Source organism: Pelistega ratti (assembly GCF_009833965.1).
Taxonomy (GTDB): domain Bacteria; phylum Pseudomonadota; class Gammaproteobacteria; order Burkholderiales; family Burkholderiaceae_B; genus Taylorella; species Taylorella ratti.
Genome location: NZ_CP047165.1, coordinates 1603409 through 1622186 on the forward strand (window position 1 = coordinate 1603409; position 18778 = coordinate 1622186).

An 18778-nucleotide genomic window follows, 5' to 3' on the forward strand; every position below is an offset into this window, starting at 1 on the left:
ATCCGTCCTAGCATAACTTATTGACTAACCGCATCACGAAGTAGTTTTAGTTCACGCATCATTTGTTGATATCCACCAGAAGCAAGATAAGACGAACTATCTAAATAAATAATATGGTTATTTTTGAAGGCTTTAATATCTTTAAGCAGTGCATTATCTAAGACTGCTTTAGCACTTTCTCCCTTAGCACCAATAGCAGCATTACGATCCATCACAATAATCCAATCAGGATCCATATCACGAATAAATTCAAATGACACTGGACTGCCATGGCGAGCATCACTTTGATTATTATCAGCAGGTTCCCAACCAAAATCATTAAATAAATAACCAAAACGTGATTTCACCCCAAAAGAAGCCACTTTATTACCATTCACCATAATCATAAGGGCTTTACCTTGATTTTTGATAATATCTTGTGTTTGTTGTAGTGCTAGATCTAGTTTTTTACTTAATTCAGCAGCTTGCTCTTCTTTTCCGAATAATTTGCCATATTCCTTTAATAAGGTTTGTGCACGAGCAATATCTGTACCCGTATTAGTCATATCAAAAACAGGGGCAACCTTACTGATTTCAGCATATTTAGGCGACATACGTCCACCAATAATAATACCCTCGGGTTGTAAGGCGTTTAATTTTTCAAGATCAGGCTCAAATAATGTACCTACCGTTGTACCTGCTTCAAACACAGGTTTTAAATAATCTAATTCAACTACTTCAGGTGTTCCTTTAGGATATACCCCTAAAGCACTTAATGTATCTAAGGCAGATAACTCAAAAACTGCAACATTATTACTCAACGGTTGATTAATATTGACTTCACCCTTTGCCGTTTGAATGGTCATTGCTAAACTTTGACCTGCTATAGCCATGCTAACCATTACTAATAATATATTGAACCATTTTTTCATACTAAAATCCCTTTTAATCAACTGATATCTCTTAACATATATTTGCTATTAAGCATGATTTGGCTATAAATGATGTAATTTATAACCCCAACAGAAATAGAGCATTGCATATCCCCTAAAATGGGACTACTTATGGTGATTATGTTGTCTTTTCAAACATTCTTTTATCTTTTTCAGAATGAGAATGCTTATTATTATAATATAGATAAAAAATAATACGGTGCGATTAACTGAAATATTTCTGTAAGATTTTTTTGTTAATGAGAAGTATTATTTATTTCCTTTCCTATAGGTATCGTGTAAGATGTAAAGGTATTCATTCTATTCAAACATTGTTTTAGATAACTAAGACATACTATGGATGAATACTTTTCCTATTGGAAACGCTTGATAATTTTTCAAGTTATGCAAAATACGAAAAAAGATAATACTTCAAATAAAATAGGCAATACTATTTTAGTATGCTTTCTTTTACTGAAATAACGGTAAAAATATTATTATCTGTTTTTCCGTATTTTTAATCTGTTTTTATTAATTAGGAGTATATGATGAAAAAAACCACTATTTTATTAACTGCTATACTAGCAGCAACAACAGGCCTTACTGCTCATGCCTTAGGCTCTGCACCGACAACAGATAATGCAACAACTGTTAGTGCCGAAGCAAAACAAGAAATTATTTTTATTGATGTACGTACACCTGAAGAATTTGCTGCTGGTCATATTCAAGGGGCTGTTAATATTCCTTATGAACAAATTAAAGAGCGTATTGGTGAAGTAACAACAGACAAAAATGCCAATATTCATCTCTATTGTAAAAGTGGTCGCCGTGCAGGTATCGCCTTAGAATCATTAAAAGAAGAAGGTTTTACTAATTTAACCAATCGTGGTGGTTACGAAGACTTACGTAAAGAATTGGGTCAATAAACTCTTTTCAAATAAAAATTGGGCAAGACATGGTTTTTGCCCACTTAAAGGAATTTTTATGAAAAATCTACTCGTTGCTACGCTATTATTAGCTAGTACTCCCTTTGTTTATGCAAACCCATCTCTTCACCAACAAGCACACGAACATCCTATGAATCAAACCGTCACCCTAGACAGTAAATACTCTTTTGATGAAACCGTTAATAAACTTACCCATGCCGTTGAAAGTAAAGGGATGACTGTTTTTGCTGTTATTGATCACCAAGCCGCTGCTGCTAAAGATGGGCTTACCATGCAACCAGCTAAGGTCATTATTTTTGGAACACCAAAAGCAGGTACTCCCTTTATTCCCTTTATGGTAAAAGATCCTATTTTTGCCCTTCAATTACCCCTAAAAGTGCTTGTGACAGAAGTCGATGGCAAGGTTAAAGTCGCACACACTAGCACGCAAGCATTAATTGCAAGTAGCACTATTCAATATAATGAAGTTGAAAATAATCTAGCCAATGCTGAAAAACTAATCAAAAAAATTGTTACTGAATAAGGTTTTCATCTAGACCAAACTTTTCTGTATTCATTTATAGTGATTTAATAAAAAAATCCCTTAATAAAAACTTATTAAGGGATTTATTTTTGATAGTTAAATAACTATGCTTTACGCTTCTGATGACTCATCTGTTGTCACAGGTGTTGTAAAGAAGCTTGCCATCGCACTTTCCAATGAAACAGGTTCAGCTTGCTGTGTTTCAAATGGATTATCTTGTGCGCGTTGTGCAAGACGATCTTGCTGTTCAGCCGCCTCTTTTGCTCGACGAGCATTATGATAAGAGAGACCTGTACCAGCAGGAATCAATCGACCAACAATCACGTTTTCTTTAAGACCACGTAAATCATCACGTTTACCCATAATAGCAGCTTCTGTTAAGACACGTGTTGTCTCTTGGAAAGATGCTGCTGAAATAAATGAGTCTGTTGAAAGTGATGCTTTCGTAATACCCAATAACACGTTTTCATATGTCGCTTCACGTTTGTCTTCTGCACGAACACGATCGTTTTCATTTAGCATAGCAGAGCGTTCAACTTGCTCTCCAGGGATAAATGATGTATCACCAGCATCAACAATATTTACACGGCGGAGCATTTGACGAACGATAACCTCAATATGCTTATCATTAATCTTCACCCCTTGTAAACGATAAACATCCTGTACCTCATTAACGATATATTGCGCTAAGGCTTCAATACCTTTTAAGCGAAGAATATCGTGTGGATCAGATGGACCATCTACAATTAGCTCACCTTGGTTCACTACTTGACCATCATGCACTAAGACTTGTTTCTCTTTAGGAATCAATAACTCGTGCGTTGTACCATCTACTTTGGTAATCACTAGACGTTGTTTACCCTTAGTATCTTTACCGAAGGATACTGTACCCGTTACATCAGCCAAGATACCTGCATCTTTTGGAGAACGTGCTTCAAATAGCTCAACCACACGAGGTAAACCACCCGTAATATCACGTGTTTTTTGTGATTCTTGAGGGATACGAGCTAATACTTCACCCACATCCACATCTTGACCATCACGAACAGTAATCAATGCCCCAACAGGGAATGTGATATTAACAGAATGGTCAGAACCTACAATTTTCACTTCTTCGCCTTGCTCATTTAATAGCTTAATTTGTGGGCGAAGTGCTGATTTACCAGAGCGTGCTTTTGGTGTGATCACCACAAGGGTAGAAAGACCTGTTACTTCATCTACTTGTTTAGCAACGGTTACACCCTCTTCGATATTTTCAAAGCGAACTTTACCTTTATACTCAGAAACGATAGGACGTGTTAATGGATCCCATGTTGCTAGTTGAGCACCTGCTTTAACTTGCTCACCGTCACCAACCAATACTGTGGCACCATAAGGGATTTTATGACGTTCACGTTCACGGTTTTGATCATCATAAACAACAATCTCACCTGAACGAGAAATCGCAATACGCTCACCCTTAGCATTGGTCACATAACGCATACTACCTGTGAAACCAACATGACCAGCTGATTTTGTCTCAACGGCAGATGCTAATGAAGCACGAGAAGCCGCACCACCAATGTGGAATGTACGCATGGTTAGCTGTGTACCAGGTTCACCAATAGATTGGGCAGCAATAACACCCACGGCTTCACCCGTATTAACAAGATAACCACGACCAAGGTCACGACCATAACAATGTGCACATAGACCACGACGTGTTTCGCACGTTAATGGAGTACGGATTTTAACTTCATCAATACCTAATTTATCAATTAACTCAACTTTATCTTCATCTAATAAAGTACCTGCAAAGATAACAGTTTCTTGTGTATCAGGATTGACAATATCACTGGCTGCTACACGACCGAGTACACGCTCGCGTAATGGCTCAATAACTTCACCACCTTCTACTAAGGCTTTCATGACATAACCATTTGTTGTGCCACAATCTTGTTCAGTAATCACTAAATCTTGTGTTACATCAACAAGACGACGAGTTAAGTAACCTGAGTTCGCTGTTTTTAACGCAGTATCTGCTAGACCTTTACGCGCACCGTGTGTTGAAATAAAGTACTGTAATACATTTAAACCTTCACGGAAGTTAGCCGTAATCGGTGTTTCAATAATAGAGCCGTCTGGTTTTGCCATCAGACCACGCATACCTGCCAACTGACGAATTTGGGCAACAGAACCACGAGCACCTGAGTCTGCCATCATATAGATTGAGTTGAAAGACTCTTGACGGACTTCTTCACCAAAGCGGTCAATAACAGGTTCAGTCGATAATTGTTCCATCATCACTTTACCAACTTTATCACCTGCTTTACCCCAAATATCTACCACGTTGTTATAACGTTCTTGAGAGGTTACAAGACCTGATGCATACTGGTTATCAATCTCTTTTACTTCTGCACTCGCTTGTGCCAAGATTTCATCTTTAGCCGCAGGGATAAGCATATCACCCATAGCAATTGAAATACCTGCACGTGTCGCTAAACGGAAACCCGCTTGTAAGAGTTTATCAGCAAAAATAACGGTATCACGCAATCCACAACGGCGGAAAGATTGGTTAATCAAGCGTGAAATCTCTTTTTTCTTCAATGCTTTATTTAAAACACTGAATGGCAATCCTTTTGGCAGAATTTCAGATAATAATGCACGGCCAACCGTTGTTTCAAAACGGCGAAGAACCGCATGGTACTCACCATTCTCATCTTTCGTATATTCATTCAAACGTACAGTGATTCGGCTTTGTAAACCTACTTCACCACTATTGTACGCACGGAGCATCTCTTGAAGGTCGGCAAAGAACATACCTTCACCTTTACCATTAATACGCTCACGCGTTGTATAGTAAAGACCCAATACCGTATCTTGAGAAGGTACGATAGATGGCTCACCTGATGCGGGGAATAACACATTATTAGATGCTAACATCAATGTGCGAACTTCCATTTGTGCTTCAAGTGATAATGGTACGTGTACCGCCATTTGGTCACCGTCAAAGTCCGCATTGAACGCTGCACACACAAGAGGGTGCAATTGAATCGCTTTACCTTCGATAAGTTGTGGTTCAAAGGCTTGAATACCCAAACGGTGTAGCGTTGGTGCACGGTTTAGCATCACAGGATGTTCACGAATCACTTCTTCAAGAATATCCCATACCACCGCTTCTTGTGTTTCAACCATTTTCTTAGCCGCACGGAAAGTAGAAGCTAAGCCCATTGCTTTCAAGCGGTTAAAAATAAAGGGTTTAAACAACTCCAATGCCATCAATTTTGGTAAACCGCATTGATGTAGTTTAAGTTGAGGACCTACAGTAATCACTGAACGACCAGAGTAGTCCACACGTTTACCTAAAAGGTTTTGACGGAAACGACCGCCTTTACCTTTGATCATATCAGCCAATGACTTCAATTGACGTTTATTTGGACCCGTCATGGCTTTACCACGGCGACCATTATCTAATAATGAATCCACCGCTTCTTGTAACATACGTTTTTCGTTACGAAGGATAATCTCAGGGGCTTTTAGCTCAATTAAACGTTTTAGACGATTATTACGGTTAATGACACGACGGTATAAATCGTTTAAGTCAGAGGTTGCAAAACGACCACCATCAAGTGGTACTAATGGGCGTAAATCAGGCGGAAGCACTGGTAGCACTTCCATAATCATCCATTCGGGTTTTAAACCTGATTTTTGGAAACCTTCGATAACTTTCAGACGCTTAGAAATTTTCTTAACTTTAGCATCTGATTTGGTTGTATCAAGTGAAGAACGTAGTAATTCAGCCTCTTTATCAATATTGATCGTACGCAATAATTCACGTACGGCTTCTGCACCCATTAAGGCAACAAAATCATCACCATATTCTTCAATCTTAGCATAATACTCATCATCACTCATGATTTGACCACGTTTTAACGGTGTCATACCTGGGTCAATCACGCACCATGCCTCAAAATATAACACGCGTTCAATATCACGCAATGTCATATCTAGCACCATACCTAAGCGAGATGGTAAGCTTTTTAAGAACCAAATATGTGCAACAGGACTTGCTAATTCGATATGTCCCATACGCTCACGGCGTACTTTTGTAACAGTGACTTCAACACCACATTTTTCACAAATAACACCACGATGTTTTAAGCGTTTGTATTTACCGCACAGACATTCATAGTCTTTAATTGGACCGAAAATTTTGGCACAAAATAAACCATCACGTTCTGGTTTAAATGTACGGTAATTAATCGTTTCTGGCTTACGCACTTCACCATAAGACCATGAACGAATTTTATCAGGAGAAGCGATACCAATTTTGATGGCATCAAACTGTTCATCCGTTGAAATTTGTTTGTAGAGGTTAATCAATCCATTCATTATTTTTTACCCTCCAATTCAATATCCAATGCCAATGAGCGAATCTCTTTGACTAATACATTAAACGACTCAGGCATACCTGCATCAATCATATGGTCGCCCTCAACGATATTCTCGTACACTTTAGTACGTCCTGTTATATCGTCTGATTTCACTGTTAGCATCTCTTGTAAGGTGTAAGAAGCACCATAAGCCTCAAGTGCCCATACCTCCATCTCACCAAAACGTTGTCCACCAAACTGTGCTTTACCGCCTAGTGGTTGTTGTGTAACAAGAGAGTAAGGTCCTGTTGAACGAGCATGCATCTTATCATCCACTAAGTGATGAAGTTTCAAGTAATGCATATAACCAATTGTGACGGGACGCTCAAATGGCTCACCTGTACGACCATCAATGAGATAGGCTTGCGTACGAGAATCTGTTAGATTTAAACGTTCCTTAATTTCTGTTGGATACGCAATTTCTAACATTTGTGTAATTTCTTCCTCAGTCGCACCATCAAATACAGGTGTTGCAAAAGGGACACCTTTTTTAAGATTATGCGCCATCGCTAAAAGCTCTTCATCCGATAATTGATCCAAGGCTTCTTGCTTACCTGTTGTGTTATACACTTTATTGAGGAACTCACGCACTTCTGCAATTTGAACATGACGCTCATCTGCTAGCATATCGGCAATACGCTGACCAACACCTTTTGCTGCCCAACCTAGGTGAACTTCAAGTACCTGACCAACATTCATCCGTGAAGGTACGCCTAATGGATTCAATACAATATCCGCTGGTGTACCATCCGCCATATGTGGCATATCTTCAACAGGAAGAATACGAGAAACCACACCCTTATTACCGTGACGACCTGCCATCTTATCCCCTGGCTGTAAACGACGTTTAACGGCTAAGAATACTTTAACCATCTTACGAACACCTGGAGGTAGCTCATCACCTTGTGTTAATTTCTTACGTTTTTCTTCAAAATTGAGATCAAACTCATGACGTTTTTGCTCAATAGAGTCCTTAGCTTGTTCAAGAACAACCGCCACATCCTCATCGGCTACACGGATATCAAACCAATGCCATTGGCTAACTTTATCCAAGTATGCATCTGTAATTTCAGTACCTTTAGCCAATTGGTTTGGACCACCATTTGCTTTTTTACCAACTAAGACCTTACGAAGACGATCAAACATATCTTCTTCTACAATCGCTAATTGAGAGTTAAGATCTTGACGATAACGGCGTAGTTCTTCATCAATAATAGATTGCGCACGTTTATCACGTTCTACACCTTTACCTGTCAGCACTTGAACATCAATTACTGTACCTACCATACCTGATGGTACGCGTAAAGAGGTGTCTTTCACATCAGAAGCTTTTTCACCAAAGATGGCACGTAGTAGTTTTTCTTCAGGTGTTAATTGTGTTTCACCTTTTGGAGTTACTTTACCGACTAATACGTCATCTGCTTTAACTTCTGCACCAATATAAACAATACCAGATTCATCTAAACGGTTAAGTTGAATCTCTGGTAAGTTTGAAATATCGCGTGTGATTTCTTCATTACCTAGTTTAGTTTCACGAGCAACAACCGTTAATTCTTCAATATGGATAGAAGTATAACGATCATCAGCAACTACTTTTTCAGAGATAAGAATTGAGTCCTCAAAGTTATAACCATTCCATGGCATAAAGGCAATCAACATATTTTGACCAAGGGCTAACTCACCGAGATCAGTCGAAGCACCATCAGCCAATACATCACCACGAGCAACATGATCACCAATATTAACGATTGGACGTTGGTTAATATTCGTATTTTGGTTAGAACGCGTATATTTAGTGAGGTTATAAATATCTACACCCACTCCGCCAGAAGTGTTTTCATCATCATTAACACGGATAACGATTCGTTCTGCATCGACATAATCAACTACGCCACCACGAGTAGCTTGTACTGTTGTACCTGAGTCAACAGCTACTGTACGCTCAATACCTGTACCAACAAGTGGTTTTTCAGGACGTAAGCAAGGAACAGCTTGACGTTGCATGTTTGCACCCATCAATGCACGGTTCGCGTCATCATGCTCTAAGAATGGAATTAATGAAGCAGCAACAGAAACAATTTGTGAAGGCGCTACATCCATATATTGCACACGATCAGGTGACATAAGCATAGTCTCACCTGCTTCACGGCAAGCAATTAAATCATCGATTAAACGACCATCATCATCTAACTGTGCATTTGCCTGAGCAATAACGAACTTACTTTCTTCAATAGCTGATAAATACTCAATAATATCTGTCGCTTTACCATCAATCACTTTACGATAAGGTGTTTCTAAGAAACCATAATCATTTAAGCGAGAGAAAAGCGCCATTGAGTTAATCAAACCAATGTTTGGACCCTCTGGTGTTTCAATCGGACACACACGACCATAGTGTGTAGGATGTACGTCACGCACTTCAAAACCAGCTCGTTCACGTGTCAAACCACCTTGACCTAAGGCAGATACACGACGTTTATGGGTAATTTCAGACAATGGATTTGTCTGATCCATAAATTGAGATAATTGGTTAGAGCCAAAGAATTCTTTAATCGCAGCAGAAATAGGTTTTGAATTAATCAAATCATTGGGTAATAAATTATCAGATTCTGCCTGACCTAAACGATCTTTAACCGCACGTTCAACGCGTACTAAACCAGCACGGAATTGATTTTCAACTAACTCACCAACACAACGAACACGACGATTACCTAAATGGTCAATATCATCAATCTCACCTCGACCATTACGTAACTCTACAAGAACCTTAATCGTTTCAAGAATATCTTCATTGGTTAGTGTTAATGGACCTTCTGCTCCTTCACCCAAACCAAGACGGCTATTTACTTTCATTCGACCAACCGCAGAAAGGTCATAAGTCTCTTCACTGTAGAATAAGCGTTGGAATAAAGCCTCTACCGCTTCTTCAGTTGGTGGTTCACCTGGACGCATCATACGATAAATAGCAACACGAGCTGCCATTTGATCTGGTGTATCATCTGTGCTTAATGTCGCAGAGATATACGCACCATGCTCTAATTCATTGGTATAAATCGTATCAAATGTTTGAATACCCGAAGCACGCAATGTTGCTAATAACGCTTCAGTAATCTCTGCGTTTGCTTGTGCAAGCACTTCTCCTGTATCGGGATCAGTAATCGTTTTTGCAACCACTCGACCTAATAAATAATCATCAGGAACAGAGATTTTTTCTAATTTAGCATTCGCAATATCACGAATATGCTTCGCTGTAATACGTTTATCCTTTTCAACGATGACATTACCTTTTTTATCAGTAATATCAAAACGTGCTACTTCACCCTTCCAACGAGCAGGGATAAAGCTCAATACAGCACCATCTTCACGTAAATCAAAGTGATCAAACTCAAAGAAAGTAGCTAAGATTTGATCATTATTAAGACCAATCGCTTTAAGCAATGTAGTAACAGGCATCTTACGACGACGGTCAATACGGAAATACAGTAAATCTTTCGGATCAAACTCAAAATCCAACCATGAGCCACGGTAAGGAATAACACGAGCAGAGAATAATAATTTACTTGAACTATGATTTTTACCACGATCATGTTCAAAGAAGACACCTGGTGAACGATGTAACTGAGATACGATAACGCGTTCTGTACCATTGATAATGAAAGAACCCGTATCTGTCATCAAAGGCATATCGCCCATATACACTTCTTCTTCCTTAACTTCTTTGACTGTTGGCTTACTAGCCTCACGATCAAGTAGCTCTAAACGCACTTTAGCGTAAAGAGAAGAATGATACGTTAAACCGCGTAATTGACATTCTTTCACATCAAATACGGGATCACGCAAAGTGTAGCTAACAAACTCTAAGCGAGCTAAACCATTAGCACTTTCGATAGGGAAAATAGAATTAAAAGCAGCTTGTAAACCTTCATTCTTACGTTTTTGCGCACGAGTATCTTGTTGCAAGAAAGTACGATATGAATGTAACTGCGTTTCTAACAGGTATGGAACATCCTGGACTTCTTCGCGTTTAGCAAAGCTTTTACGAATACGTTTTATTTCTGTGTACGAGTAAGGCATGAGCACTCCGACTCGAGAGGGTTGTAGAGACTATGCAAAGCATAACTCTGTAGGGATTTACGACTTCAGAAAAAATCACTTTTTCTGACCCTGTTAAGGGGATTTGAACGACAATTAAAATGTTTTTTTCGAAAGACGCAAAAACCCGAAGAGGGCAAAAGCTCTCTTCGGGGAGGTTCTAAAGAAGAAATTATTTCAATTCAACTTTAGCGCCAGCTTCTTCTAGTTTTTTCTTAGCTTCTTCAGCTTCAGCTTTAGCTAGACCTTCTTTTAATGGTTTTGGAGCACCATCAACTAAGTCTTTAGCTTCTTTTAAGCCTAAACCAGTGATCTCACGTACAACTTTGATCACATTAACTTTAGAAGAACCTGCGTCAGCTAGAACAACAGTAAATTCTGTTTGTTCAGCAGCTGCACCACCAGCGTCACCACCAGCAGCAGGAGCAGCAACTGCAACAGCAGCAGCGGCAGCAGACACACCAAATTTTTCTTCCATTTCTTTGATTAATTCAGACAATTCTAACACAGTCATGTTAGCAATTGCGTCTAGGATTTCAGCTTTTGTAGCCATTTTAAGAACTCCAAATATAAATTTTTAAATAAATTCCAGGGTTTTGTATCGCTTAGTCATTAAAAAAGAACCAACAAATCGCTTACGCAGATTCTTTTTGATCACGTACAGCAGCAAGGCCACGTACGAATTTCGTTGGTACTTCGTTAAGCGTACGCACAAATGTAGCGACAGGTGCTTGCATTGTGCCCAATAATTTCGATAACAATTCTTCACGTGAAGGCATTGTTGCTAATGCTTTAATACCATTTACATCAAGAACTGAGCCGGGCAATGCACCAGCTTTAAGAACGATTTTATCATTCTCTTTAGCAAAATTAGAGAGTACTTTCGCCGCAGCTACAGGATCTTTACTGATACCATAGATTAATGGACCAGTTAATTGATCAGAAATACCGTCAAATGCAGTACCTTGAATAGCGCGGTTAACTAATGTGTTTTTAAGAACACGTAGATATACACCAGATTCGCGTGCTTTTTTGCGCAATACGGTGACAGAAGCGACGTCAATACCACGGTACTCAGCAACGACAACCGATTGTGCTTCTGCTAGTTGAGCAGAAACCTCTTCGATGACAACTGCTTTCTCATTACGATTGAGACTCACGGTTTGAACACTCCATCAAAAAACACGTAGGAAGGATTTCCCATTGTGTTACCATATGCGGCGTACCTCTGGTAGAGCTCGATTAAGAATTCTTCCATGGGACGCCATCTACGCCGGATCCAAATTTGCATTTGGGTTTAAGCTCTCATAGTATAAACTATTTTGCTCCTGCGGTCTTTGACAGCAGTACTCAGCTTACTACCGAGTACAGCCCAAAGTTCTGTGATTAAGCTGCTAAAGAAGCAACTTCAACTTTTGCACCACCACCCATTGTTGATGATACAGCTAATTTACGTAAATAAACGCCTTTTGCGGCAGCTGGACGTGCTTTATTTAGAGCATCAACTAAAGCTAATAAATTCTCTTGTAGTTGCTCAACATTAAAAGATGCACGACCAATAGTCGCATGAATAATACCTGCTTTATCTGTACGGTATTGTACTTGACCAGCTTTTGCATTTTTAACAGCTGTTGCTACATCTGGTGTCACAGTACCTACTTTAGGGTTAGGCATTAAACCACGAGGACCTAATACAGTACCTAAAGCACCAACCACACGCATTGTGTCAGGTGAGGCGATAACAATATCAAAATTAATATTACCTGCTTTAATTTCAGCAGCTAAGTCTTCCATACCGACAATATCAGCACCTGCAGCTTTAGCTTGTTCAGCTTTTTCACCTTGAGCAAATACTGCTACACGAACTGTTTTACCAGTACCAGCAGGTAGTACAACTGAACCACGAACTAATTGGTCTGATTTTTTAGGGTCGATACCTAATTGAACAGCTACATCAATTGATTCATCAAATTTAGCCGTTGCTGTTTCTTTGACTAAGCTAAGTGCTTCTGAAACTGAATATAATTTATTGCGATCAATTTTAGCCGCAATCGCTGCAGCACGTTTAGATAATTTCGCCATGATTATACACCCTCAACAGTGATACCCATACTACGAGCACTACCAGCAATAGTACGTACTGCAGCATCTAGGTCAGCCGCTGTTAAATCAGGGGCTTTAGTTTTTGCAATTTCTTCTGCTTGAGCACGAGTTAATTTACCTACTTTATCTAAGTGAGGACGTGCAGAGCCTGATTGAATACCAGCCGCTTTCTTAATAAGAATAGTTGCTGGAGGGGTTTTCATGATAAAAGTGAATGATTTATCTGCATAAGCAGTAATCACCACTGGGATAGGAAGACCTGGTTCCATGCCTTGAGTTTTAGCATTGAACGCTTTGCAGAATTCCATGATATTCAAACCACGTTGACCCAATGCAGGACCAATTGGTGGTGATGGATTTGCTTTACCTGCTGGCACTTGCAACTTGATAAAGCCGACGATTTTCTTCGCCATATTATTACTCCTTACGGGTATTCGCTTAAAAGCTCCCCGGGGTTAAAAGAATCAGGATAGAAAAATTATACGTTTTTCTCAACCTGGCTAAAATCTAACTCGACAGGTGTACTACGTCCAAAAATCATTACATTCACACGAACTTTGTTCTTCTCGTAATTGACTTCTTCTACTACACCGTTAAAATCTGCAAATGGGCCATCTTTAATACGTAAGGATTCACCCACTTCAAATAAAATTTTAGGACGTGGCTTCTCACCACCTTCCTGAATTTGTGACAATAAGCGTTCTACCTCATGTTTAGGAATTGGAGTTGGTCTTGCATTAGAACCACTTCCCAAGAATCCTGTTACACGATTAGTACTTTTGACTAGGTGCCATGCCTCATCAGAGAATTCCATCTCAACAAGTACATAGCCAGGAAAAATACGACGTTCACTTACCGCACGTGTACCACCACGACTTTCTACGACTTCTTCTGTTGGTACAAGAATACGTCCAAAAGAATTTTGTAAGCCGTGCTGTTCGATACGTTCTAATAAAGAACTATGAACCTTTTTCTCCATACCAGAGAAAACGTGCACTACATACCAACGCATACTCATAAGTAAGTCCTTAGTTCCAACCTAGAATTTGACCATAAACAGCCCATGTAATAAGCTTATCCACGATCCACAAGAAAATAGCCATAATTGCCACAAACACAAAGACAATACCCGTCATTTGGATAGTTTCTTTGCGAGTAGGCCATACCACGCGTTTCATCTCATTGTATGAACCTTTGGTAAAATCAAGCATTCTCTTGCCTGTTTGGCTAATACCAAGCATAACAACAGAAAGAATTAAACCACCAAGGAACATTCCTAAACGAGCATACAGACCAAAATCAGTAAAAAATGAATAAGCAAAAACTCCAGCAACTATAAAAACAATTGCTAGAGAGACTTTCAGTTTTTCACCTGAATCTGAAACGGTTTCAACTTGACTATTATTTGACATATTCTTTATGCGGAAAAACCGCCTTAATGGCAGGGGCAGTAGGAATCGAACCTACAACCTTCGGTTTTGGAGACCGACGCTCTGCCAATTGAGCTATACCCCTATTTAACACGCTCTTTTTTGAAGAGTCTGGGTAGTCTACACGACTACCCGATATTTTACAACAATAATCTTAAATTATTTAGTGATTTTAGAAACCACACCCGCACCTACTGTACGGCCACCTTCACGAATCGCAAAGCGTAAACCTTCTTCCATCGCAATCGGTGCAATTAACTCTACGTCCATCGCTACGTTATCACCCGGTAACACCATCTCTTTATCCGCTGGTAATGTGATCGTACCTGTTACGTCTGTCGTACGGAAGTAGAACTGTGGACGATATCCTTGGAAGAATGGCGTATGACGACCACCTTCTTCTTTTGAAAGAATATACACTTCTGCCGCAAAGTTTGTGTGTGGCTTAATCGTACCTGGTTTCGCTAACACTTGACCACGCTCAACATCTTCACGTTTTGTACCACGTAGTAATAAACCTACGTTATCACCCGCTTGACCTTCGTCAAGTAATTTACGGAACATTTCAACGCCTGTGCAAGTCGTTTTCGCTGTTTCACGGATACCTACGATTTCGATCTCTTCGCCTACTTTAATGATACCACGCTCAATACGCCCTGTTACCACGGTACCACGACCTGAAATAGAGAACACGTCCTCTACTGGCATTAGGAAAGTACCATCAACCGCACGCTCTGGTGTTGGGATATATGAGTCTAGCGCTTCAGCTAACGCTAAAATAGCTTGCTCACCTAATGGGCCTGTATCACCTTCTAGTGCTAATTTAGCAGAACCTTTAACGATTGGTGTATCGTCACCTGGGAAGTCGTATTTAGATAATAACTCACGCACTTCCATTTCTACTAACTCTAATAACTCTTCGTCATCCACCATATCCGCTTTGTTTAAGAATACCACGATGTATGGTACACCTACTTGGCGAGATAATAGAATGTGCTCACGTGTTTGTGGCATTGGACCGTCAGCAGCTGAACATACTAAAATCGCACCGTCCATTTGTGCCGCACCTGTAATCATGTTTTTTACATAGTCAGCGTGTCCTGGGCAGTCTACGTGTGCATAGTGACGTGTTGCTGTTTCGTACTCAACGTGTGCTGTATTAATCGTAATACCGCGTGCACGCTCTTCAGGAGCGGCGTCAATTGCTGAGTAATCTTTCGCTTCACCACCGAATTTTTTTGCTAATACAGTAGTAATCGCTGCCGTTAATGTGGTTTTACCGTGGTCAACGTGACCAATTGTACCTACGTTTACGTGTGGTTTGGTACGTTCAAACTTTTCTTTTGCCATGACCAAGACTCCTGAATATGTCTTTGAGGAAAATTAATAATAATAGATTACATGGTGCTCATGGCGGGAATCGGACCCGCGACCTCTCCCTTACCAAGGGAGTGCTCTACCACTGAGCCACATGAGCAAAACTGGAGCGGGCGAAGGGAATCGAACCCTCATCATCAGCTTGGAAGGCTGTTGCACTACCATTGTGCTACGCCCGCAAAACTCAAAACCAGCCTTTTATTTATTCTCTACTCTTCTCTTTGACTGATCGATGTAAGCTCGATAAAGAACACATAAAAAGTGGTGGTAGAGGTTGGATTCGAACCAACGTAGGCGCTAGCCAACAGATTTACAGTCTGCCCCCTTTAGCCACTCGGGCACTCTACCATAAGAATCTCGTATTATGAACGGTTTATCTAAGCTTGTCAAGACATTTTCTTAGAAATTTGCAATATACTGAAATATTATGTGCGAAATGTCGTAATTTCGCTGTGAAACAAGTATTTTACCAAAAGACGATATGAAATATCAACAAAAAGGGATGACTGTAAAAATATAATCATCCCTTTACTATTTTCTTATAATAAATTACTTTTAATAATTTCTCTTTTAAAACAATATGTTAGTTATTCAAAAACACCATCAAGTTTGAGTTTTTCTAGAATAGTATTAACATGTTCCGTATTATTAAAATCAATAATTAATTGCCCACTACCCTTTTTACCCATCTTAAAACTAACCGTTGTTGCTAAATAATCCGATAAATTATCCTGTAAGCGTACTAAATCACGATCCAGATTTTTTTCTTTTTTTGTTGTTTTTTTACCACTTTCTCCTGAAAGAATACTATTGACTAATTTTTCGGTTTCTCGCACAGACATTTGCTTAGCATGAACTTGATTAGCAACAATAATTTGTTGTGCATTATCTAATGCTAATAGCGCTCTAGCATGTCCCATATCAATATCACCTGCACTTAACATCGTTTGTACAGGCTCTGCCAAATTTAATAAACGGAGAAGATTCGTTGTAAAAGAACGAGAACGACCTATTGCTTGAGCAACTTCATCATGATTAAATTTAAATTCATTAATAAGACGCTTAATCCCTTTCGCTTCTTCTAAGGCATTTAAATCCTCTCTTTGCATATTTTCAATCAATGCCATAATAGCGGCATTTTGATCGCTAACCTCTTTAATAAGTACAGGTATTTCTTCTAAACCTGCTAATTTTGCTGCACGAAAACGGCGTTCACCAGCAATAATTTCATACAACCCTTCTTTTAATGGACGGACAAGAATAGGTTGCATCAGTCCTTGTGTTTTAATAGAGTCTGCTAATTCAAGCAATGCACTTTCATCCATATGTGAGCGAGGCTGATACTTTCCTGCTTTTAAAGAAGAAAGCGTTAACATACTCACACCCTCAGTCGTTTTCTTCTGCAATGCATCAAAAACATCTTTATCATCACCTAATAAACTATTTAGTCCTTTTCCAAGACCCTTTTGTGTTTTTTTAGGTGCTATTGTTTTCTTTGCTACTGTCTTACTACTTACCTTACTTACTTTTGTTGCCATTATGCTTTATCCAATTTTTTAACACGTTTAATTAACTCAGCACCAAACTGTGCATAAGCCTTAGCACCTCGAGAACTCTGGTCATAATTAATACCAGGAATTCCATGGCTAGGTGCTTCAGCTAACCTTACATTACGTGGGATAATCGTTTTATAAACATTATCCTTAAAATGCTCTACTAATTGATCAGAAACTTGTTGCTGTAAAGTAATACGAGCATCAAACATTACTCTTAGTATACCAATCTGTGTAAGATTAGCGTTAAGATTTTTATGAACTCGTTTAATTGTATTTACTAAATCAGCTAAACCTTCTAAAGCAAAGTATTCACACTGCATTGGAATAATAACACCATGTGCAGCACTTAACCCATTTAATGTTAATAAGGACAATGTTGGAGGACAATCAATTAGAATAAAATCATATTGATCATCAACAACTTCTAATGCTTTTTTAAGTTGATGTTCCCTATCTTCTAACTGAGCCAGATCTAAATCAGCCCCAGATAATTCCCTATTAGCAGGTAAAACATCATACCCACCTATTTCTGAGCGAATACGTACATCTTCTATAGTAGATTGATTAATAAGTACTTGATAACTTGTCAATTCAACAGCATTTTTATCAATACCACTACCCATGGTTGCATTACCTTGAGGATCAATATCAATCAATAAAACTCTTTTTTTGTGTACGACTAAACTTGCTGCTAGATTAATAGCTGTTGTTGTTTTACCAACACCACCTTTTTGATTTGCAACACAAAAAATTTTAGCCACTTTAAATTCCTTTTTGCTTTAAATAAATTAAACAACGTTCTGCCTCTAATTGAGGAACCTCTATCGGGAGATAACTAGCTACTTCCCATAAAGATTTAGCATGTAGCTCTTCAATTTCTTCCTCTAAATAATGCCCTTTCATAGCTACTAAAGAACCTGTATGAGCAACATGTTTACCTGCTAAATTAGCAAAATCTGCCAACGAAGCAAAGGCACGAGAAATAACCAAATCAACAGGCTCTACACTATAATTCTCTATTCGGATATGTTTGGATTTTAAATTTTTAAGTCCTAATATTCCTGCTACCTGCAAAATAAAACTTGTTTTTTTCTCAACAGCATCAATACATTCTACCTGCCATGTAGGATTCATAATAGCAAGTACAACACCGGGTAATCCCCCGCCTGACCCCACATCTAAAACACGAACAGATTCTCTATTAGAAAAAGATTTTCTTAACGGCAAAACAACCGAAAGGCTATCTAACAGATGATGAACAAGTATTTGTTCATCTGTTTTTAATGCTGTTAAATTATACGTTTTATTCCAGCGTTTTAATAAATTCATATAACTAAATAAACGCTGTTTCTCTTCCTGACTTAATACAAGACCTAAAGACTTAGCACCTTCATCCAAGCGTTGTTGAATTATAGTATCCATTATAA

General features: G+C 39.0%; 15 protein-coding genes and 4 tRNA genes. 2 read left to right on the forward strand and 17 right to left on the reverse strand.

All coding sequences use genetic code 11. The features are described from left to right. Positions 1 to 17: 17 nt before the first annotated feature. Complete coding sequence (locus F9B76_RS07000; RefSeq protein WP_159991469.1) at positions 18 to 911, reverse strand: siderophore ABC transporter substrate-binding protein; 894 nt, start codon at positions 909 to 911, stop codon at positions 18 to 20. Between the two features lie 545 nt (positions 912 to 1456). On the opposite strand from F9B76_RS07000, the gene F9B76_RS07005 reads away from it, so the two are divergent. Both F9B76_RS07005 and F9B76_RS07010 read left to right on the forward strand, forming a co-directional pair. After that, complete coding sequence (locus F9B76_RS07005; RefSeq protein WP_201289293.1) at positions 1457 to 1837, forward strand: rhodanese-like domain-containing protein; 381 nt, start codon at positions 1457 to 1459, stop codon at positions 1835 to 1837. Positions 1838 to 1895: 58 nt separating this feature from the next. After that, positions 1896 to 2381, forward strand: coding sequence for a DUF302 domain-containing protein (locus F9B76_RS07010; RefSeq protein ID WP_159991470.1), 486 nt, complete (start codon positions 1896 to 1898; stop codon positions 2379 to 2381). A gap of 111 nt (positions 2382 to 2492) precedes the next feature. Here the strand turns inward: F9B76_RS07010 and rpoC are convergent, their stop codons facing one another. From rpoC to rsmG, 16 genes are all read right to left on the reverse strand, one after another. Then, the gene (rpoC, locus tag F9B76_RS07015) at positions 2493 to 6752 is read right to left on the reverse strand and encodes a DNA-directed RNA polymerase subunit beta' (protein WP_159991471.1); all 4260 of its coding nucleotides are present in this window, start codon (positions 6750 to 6752) and stop codon (positions 2493 to 2495) included. Further along, positions 6752 to 10867 carry a DNA-directed RNA polymerase subunit beta gene (gene rpoB / locus F9B76_RS07020; protein ID WP_159991472.1) on the reverse strand — a complete coding sequence of 1372 codons (4116 nt, stop codon included), beginning with the start codon at positions 10865 to 10867 and terminating at the stop codon, positions 6752 to 6754. Before rpoB ends, rpoC begins: the two co-directional genes overlap by 1 nt. 190 nt (positions 10868 to 11057) lie before the next feature. Then, positions 11058 to 11438, reverse strand: a complete 381-nt coding sequence (rplL, locus tag F9B76_RS07025) for a 50S ribosomal protein L7/L12 (RefSeq protein ID WP_159991473.1) — start codon at positions 11436 to 11438, stop codon at positions 11058 to 11060. Positions 11439 to 11520: 82 nt separating this feature from the next. Further along, a complete protein-coding gene (rplJ, locus tag F9B76_RS07030; protein WP_159991474.1) occupies positions 11521 to 12045 on the reverse strand; it encodes a 50S ribosomal protein L10 in 525 nt (174 codons plus the stop codon). A gap of 226 nt (positions 12046 to 12271) precedes the next feature. Then, on the reverse strand, positions 12272 to 12967 hold the full coding sequence (rplA, locus tag F9B76_RS07035) for a 50S ribosomal protein L1 (protein ID WP_159991475.1): 696 nt from the start codon (positions 12965 to 12967) through the stop codon (positions 12272 to 12274). A gap of 2 nt (positions 12968 to 12969) precedes the next feature. Beyond that, entirely contained in the window at positions 12970 to 13401 is a 432-nt protein-coding gene (rplK, locus tag F9B76_RS07040) for a 50S ribosomal protein L11 (RefSeq protein ID WP_159991476.1), read from the reverse strand. A gap of 65 nt (positions 13402 to 13466) precedes the next feature. After that, positions 13467 to 14006 (reverse strand): transcription termination/antitermination protein NusG, encoded by a 540-nt coding sequence (nusG, locus tag F9B76_RS07045; protein WP_159991477.1) that lies wholly within the window; start codon positions 14004 to 14006, stop codon positions 13467 to 13469. A 10-nt stretch (positions 14007 to 14016) separates the two neighbouring features. After that, positions 14017 to 14400, reverse strand: coding sequence for a preprotein translocase subunit SecE (gene secE, locus F9B76_RS07050; protein WP_159991478.1), 384 nt, complete (start codon positions 14398 to 14400; stop codon positions 14017 to 14019). A 27-nt stretch (positions 14401 to 14427) separates the two neighbouring features. Next, positions 14428 to 14503 (reverse strand) — tRNA-Trp (locus F9B76_RS07055). A 74-nt stretch (positions 14504 to 14577) separates the two neighbouring features. After that, the gene (tuf, locus tag F9B76_RS07060) at positions 14578 to 15768 is read right to left on the reverse strand and encodes an elongation factor Tu (RefSeq protein WP_159991453.1); all 1191 of its coding nucleotides are present in this window, start codon (positions 15766 to 15768) and stop codon (positions 14578 to 14580) included. 52 nt (positions 15769 to 15820) lie between these two features. Continuing rightward, positions 15821 to 15895 (reverse strand) — tRNA-Thr (locus F9B76_RS07065). A gap of 5 nt (positions 15896 to 15900) precedes the next feature. Beyond that, positions 15901 to 15974: transfer RNA gene (locus F9B76_RS07070), tRNA-Gly, on the reverse strand. Positions 15975 to 16057: 83 nt separating this feature from the next. Beyond that, positions 16058 to 16143 (reverse strand) — tRNA-Tyr (locus F9B76_RS07075). A 239-nt stretch (positions 16144 to 16382) separates the two neighbouring features. After that, positions 16383 to 17333, reverse strand: coding sequence for a ParB/RepB/Spo0J family partition protein (locus F9B76_RS07080; protein WP_159991479.1), 951 nt, complete (start codon positions 17331 to 17333; stop codon positions 16383 to 16385). Then, positions 17333 to 18112 carry a ParA family protein gene (locus F9B76_RS07085; RefSeq protein ID WP_159991480.1) on the reverse strand — a complete coding sequence of 260 codons (780 nt, stop codon included), beginning with the start codon at positions 18110 to 18112 and terminating at the stop codon, positions 17333 to 17335. Before F9B76_RS07085 ends, F9B76_RS07080 begins: the two co-directional genes overlap by 1 nt. 1 nt (position 18113) lies before the next feature. Beyond that, the gene (gene rsmG, locus F9B76_RS07090; protein WP_159991481.1) at positions 18114 to 18773 is read right to left on the reverse strand and encodes a 16S rRNA (guanine(527)-N(7))-methyltransferase RsmG; all 660 of its coding nucleotides are present in this window, start codon (positions 18771 to 18773) and stop codon (positions 18114 to 18116) included. Positions 18774 to 18778 lie beyond the last annotated feature (5 nt).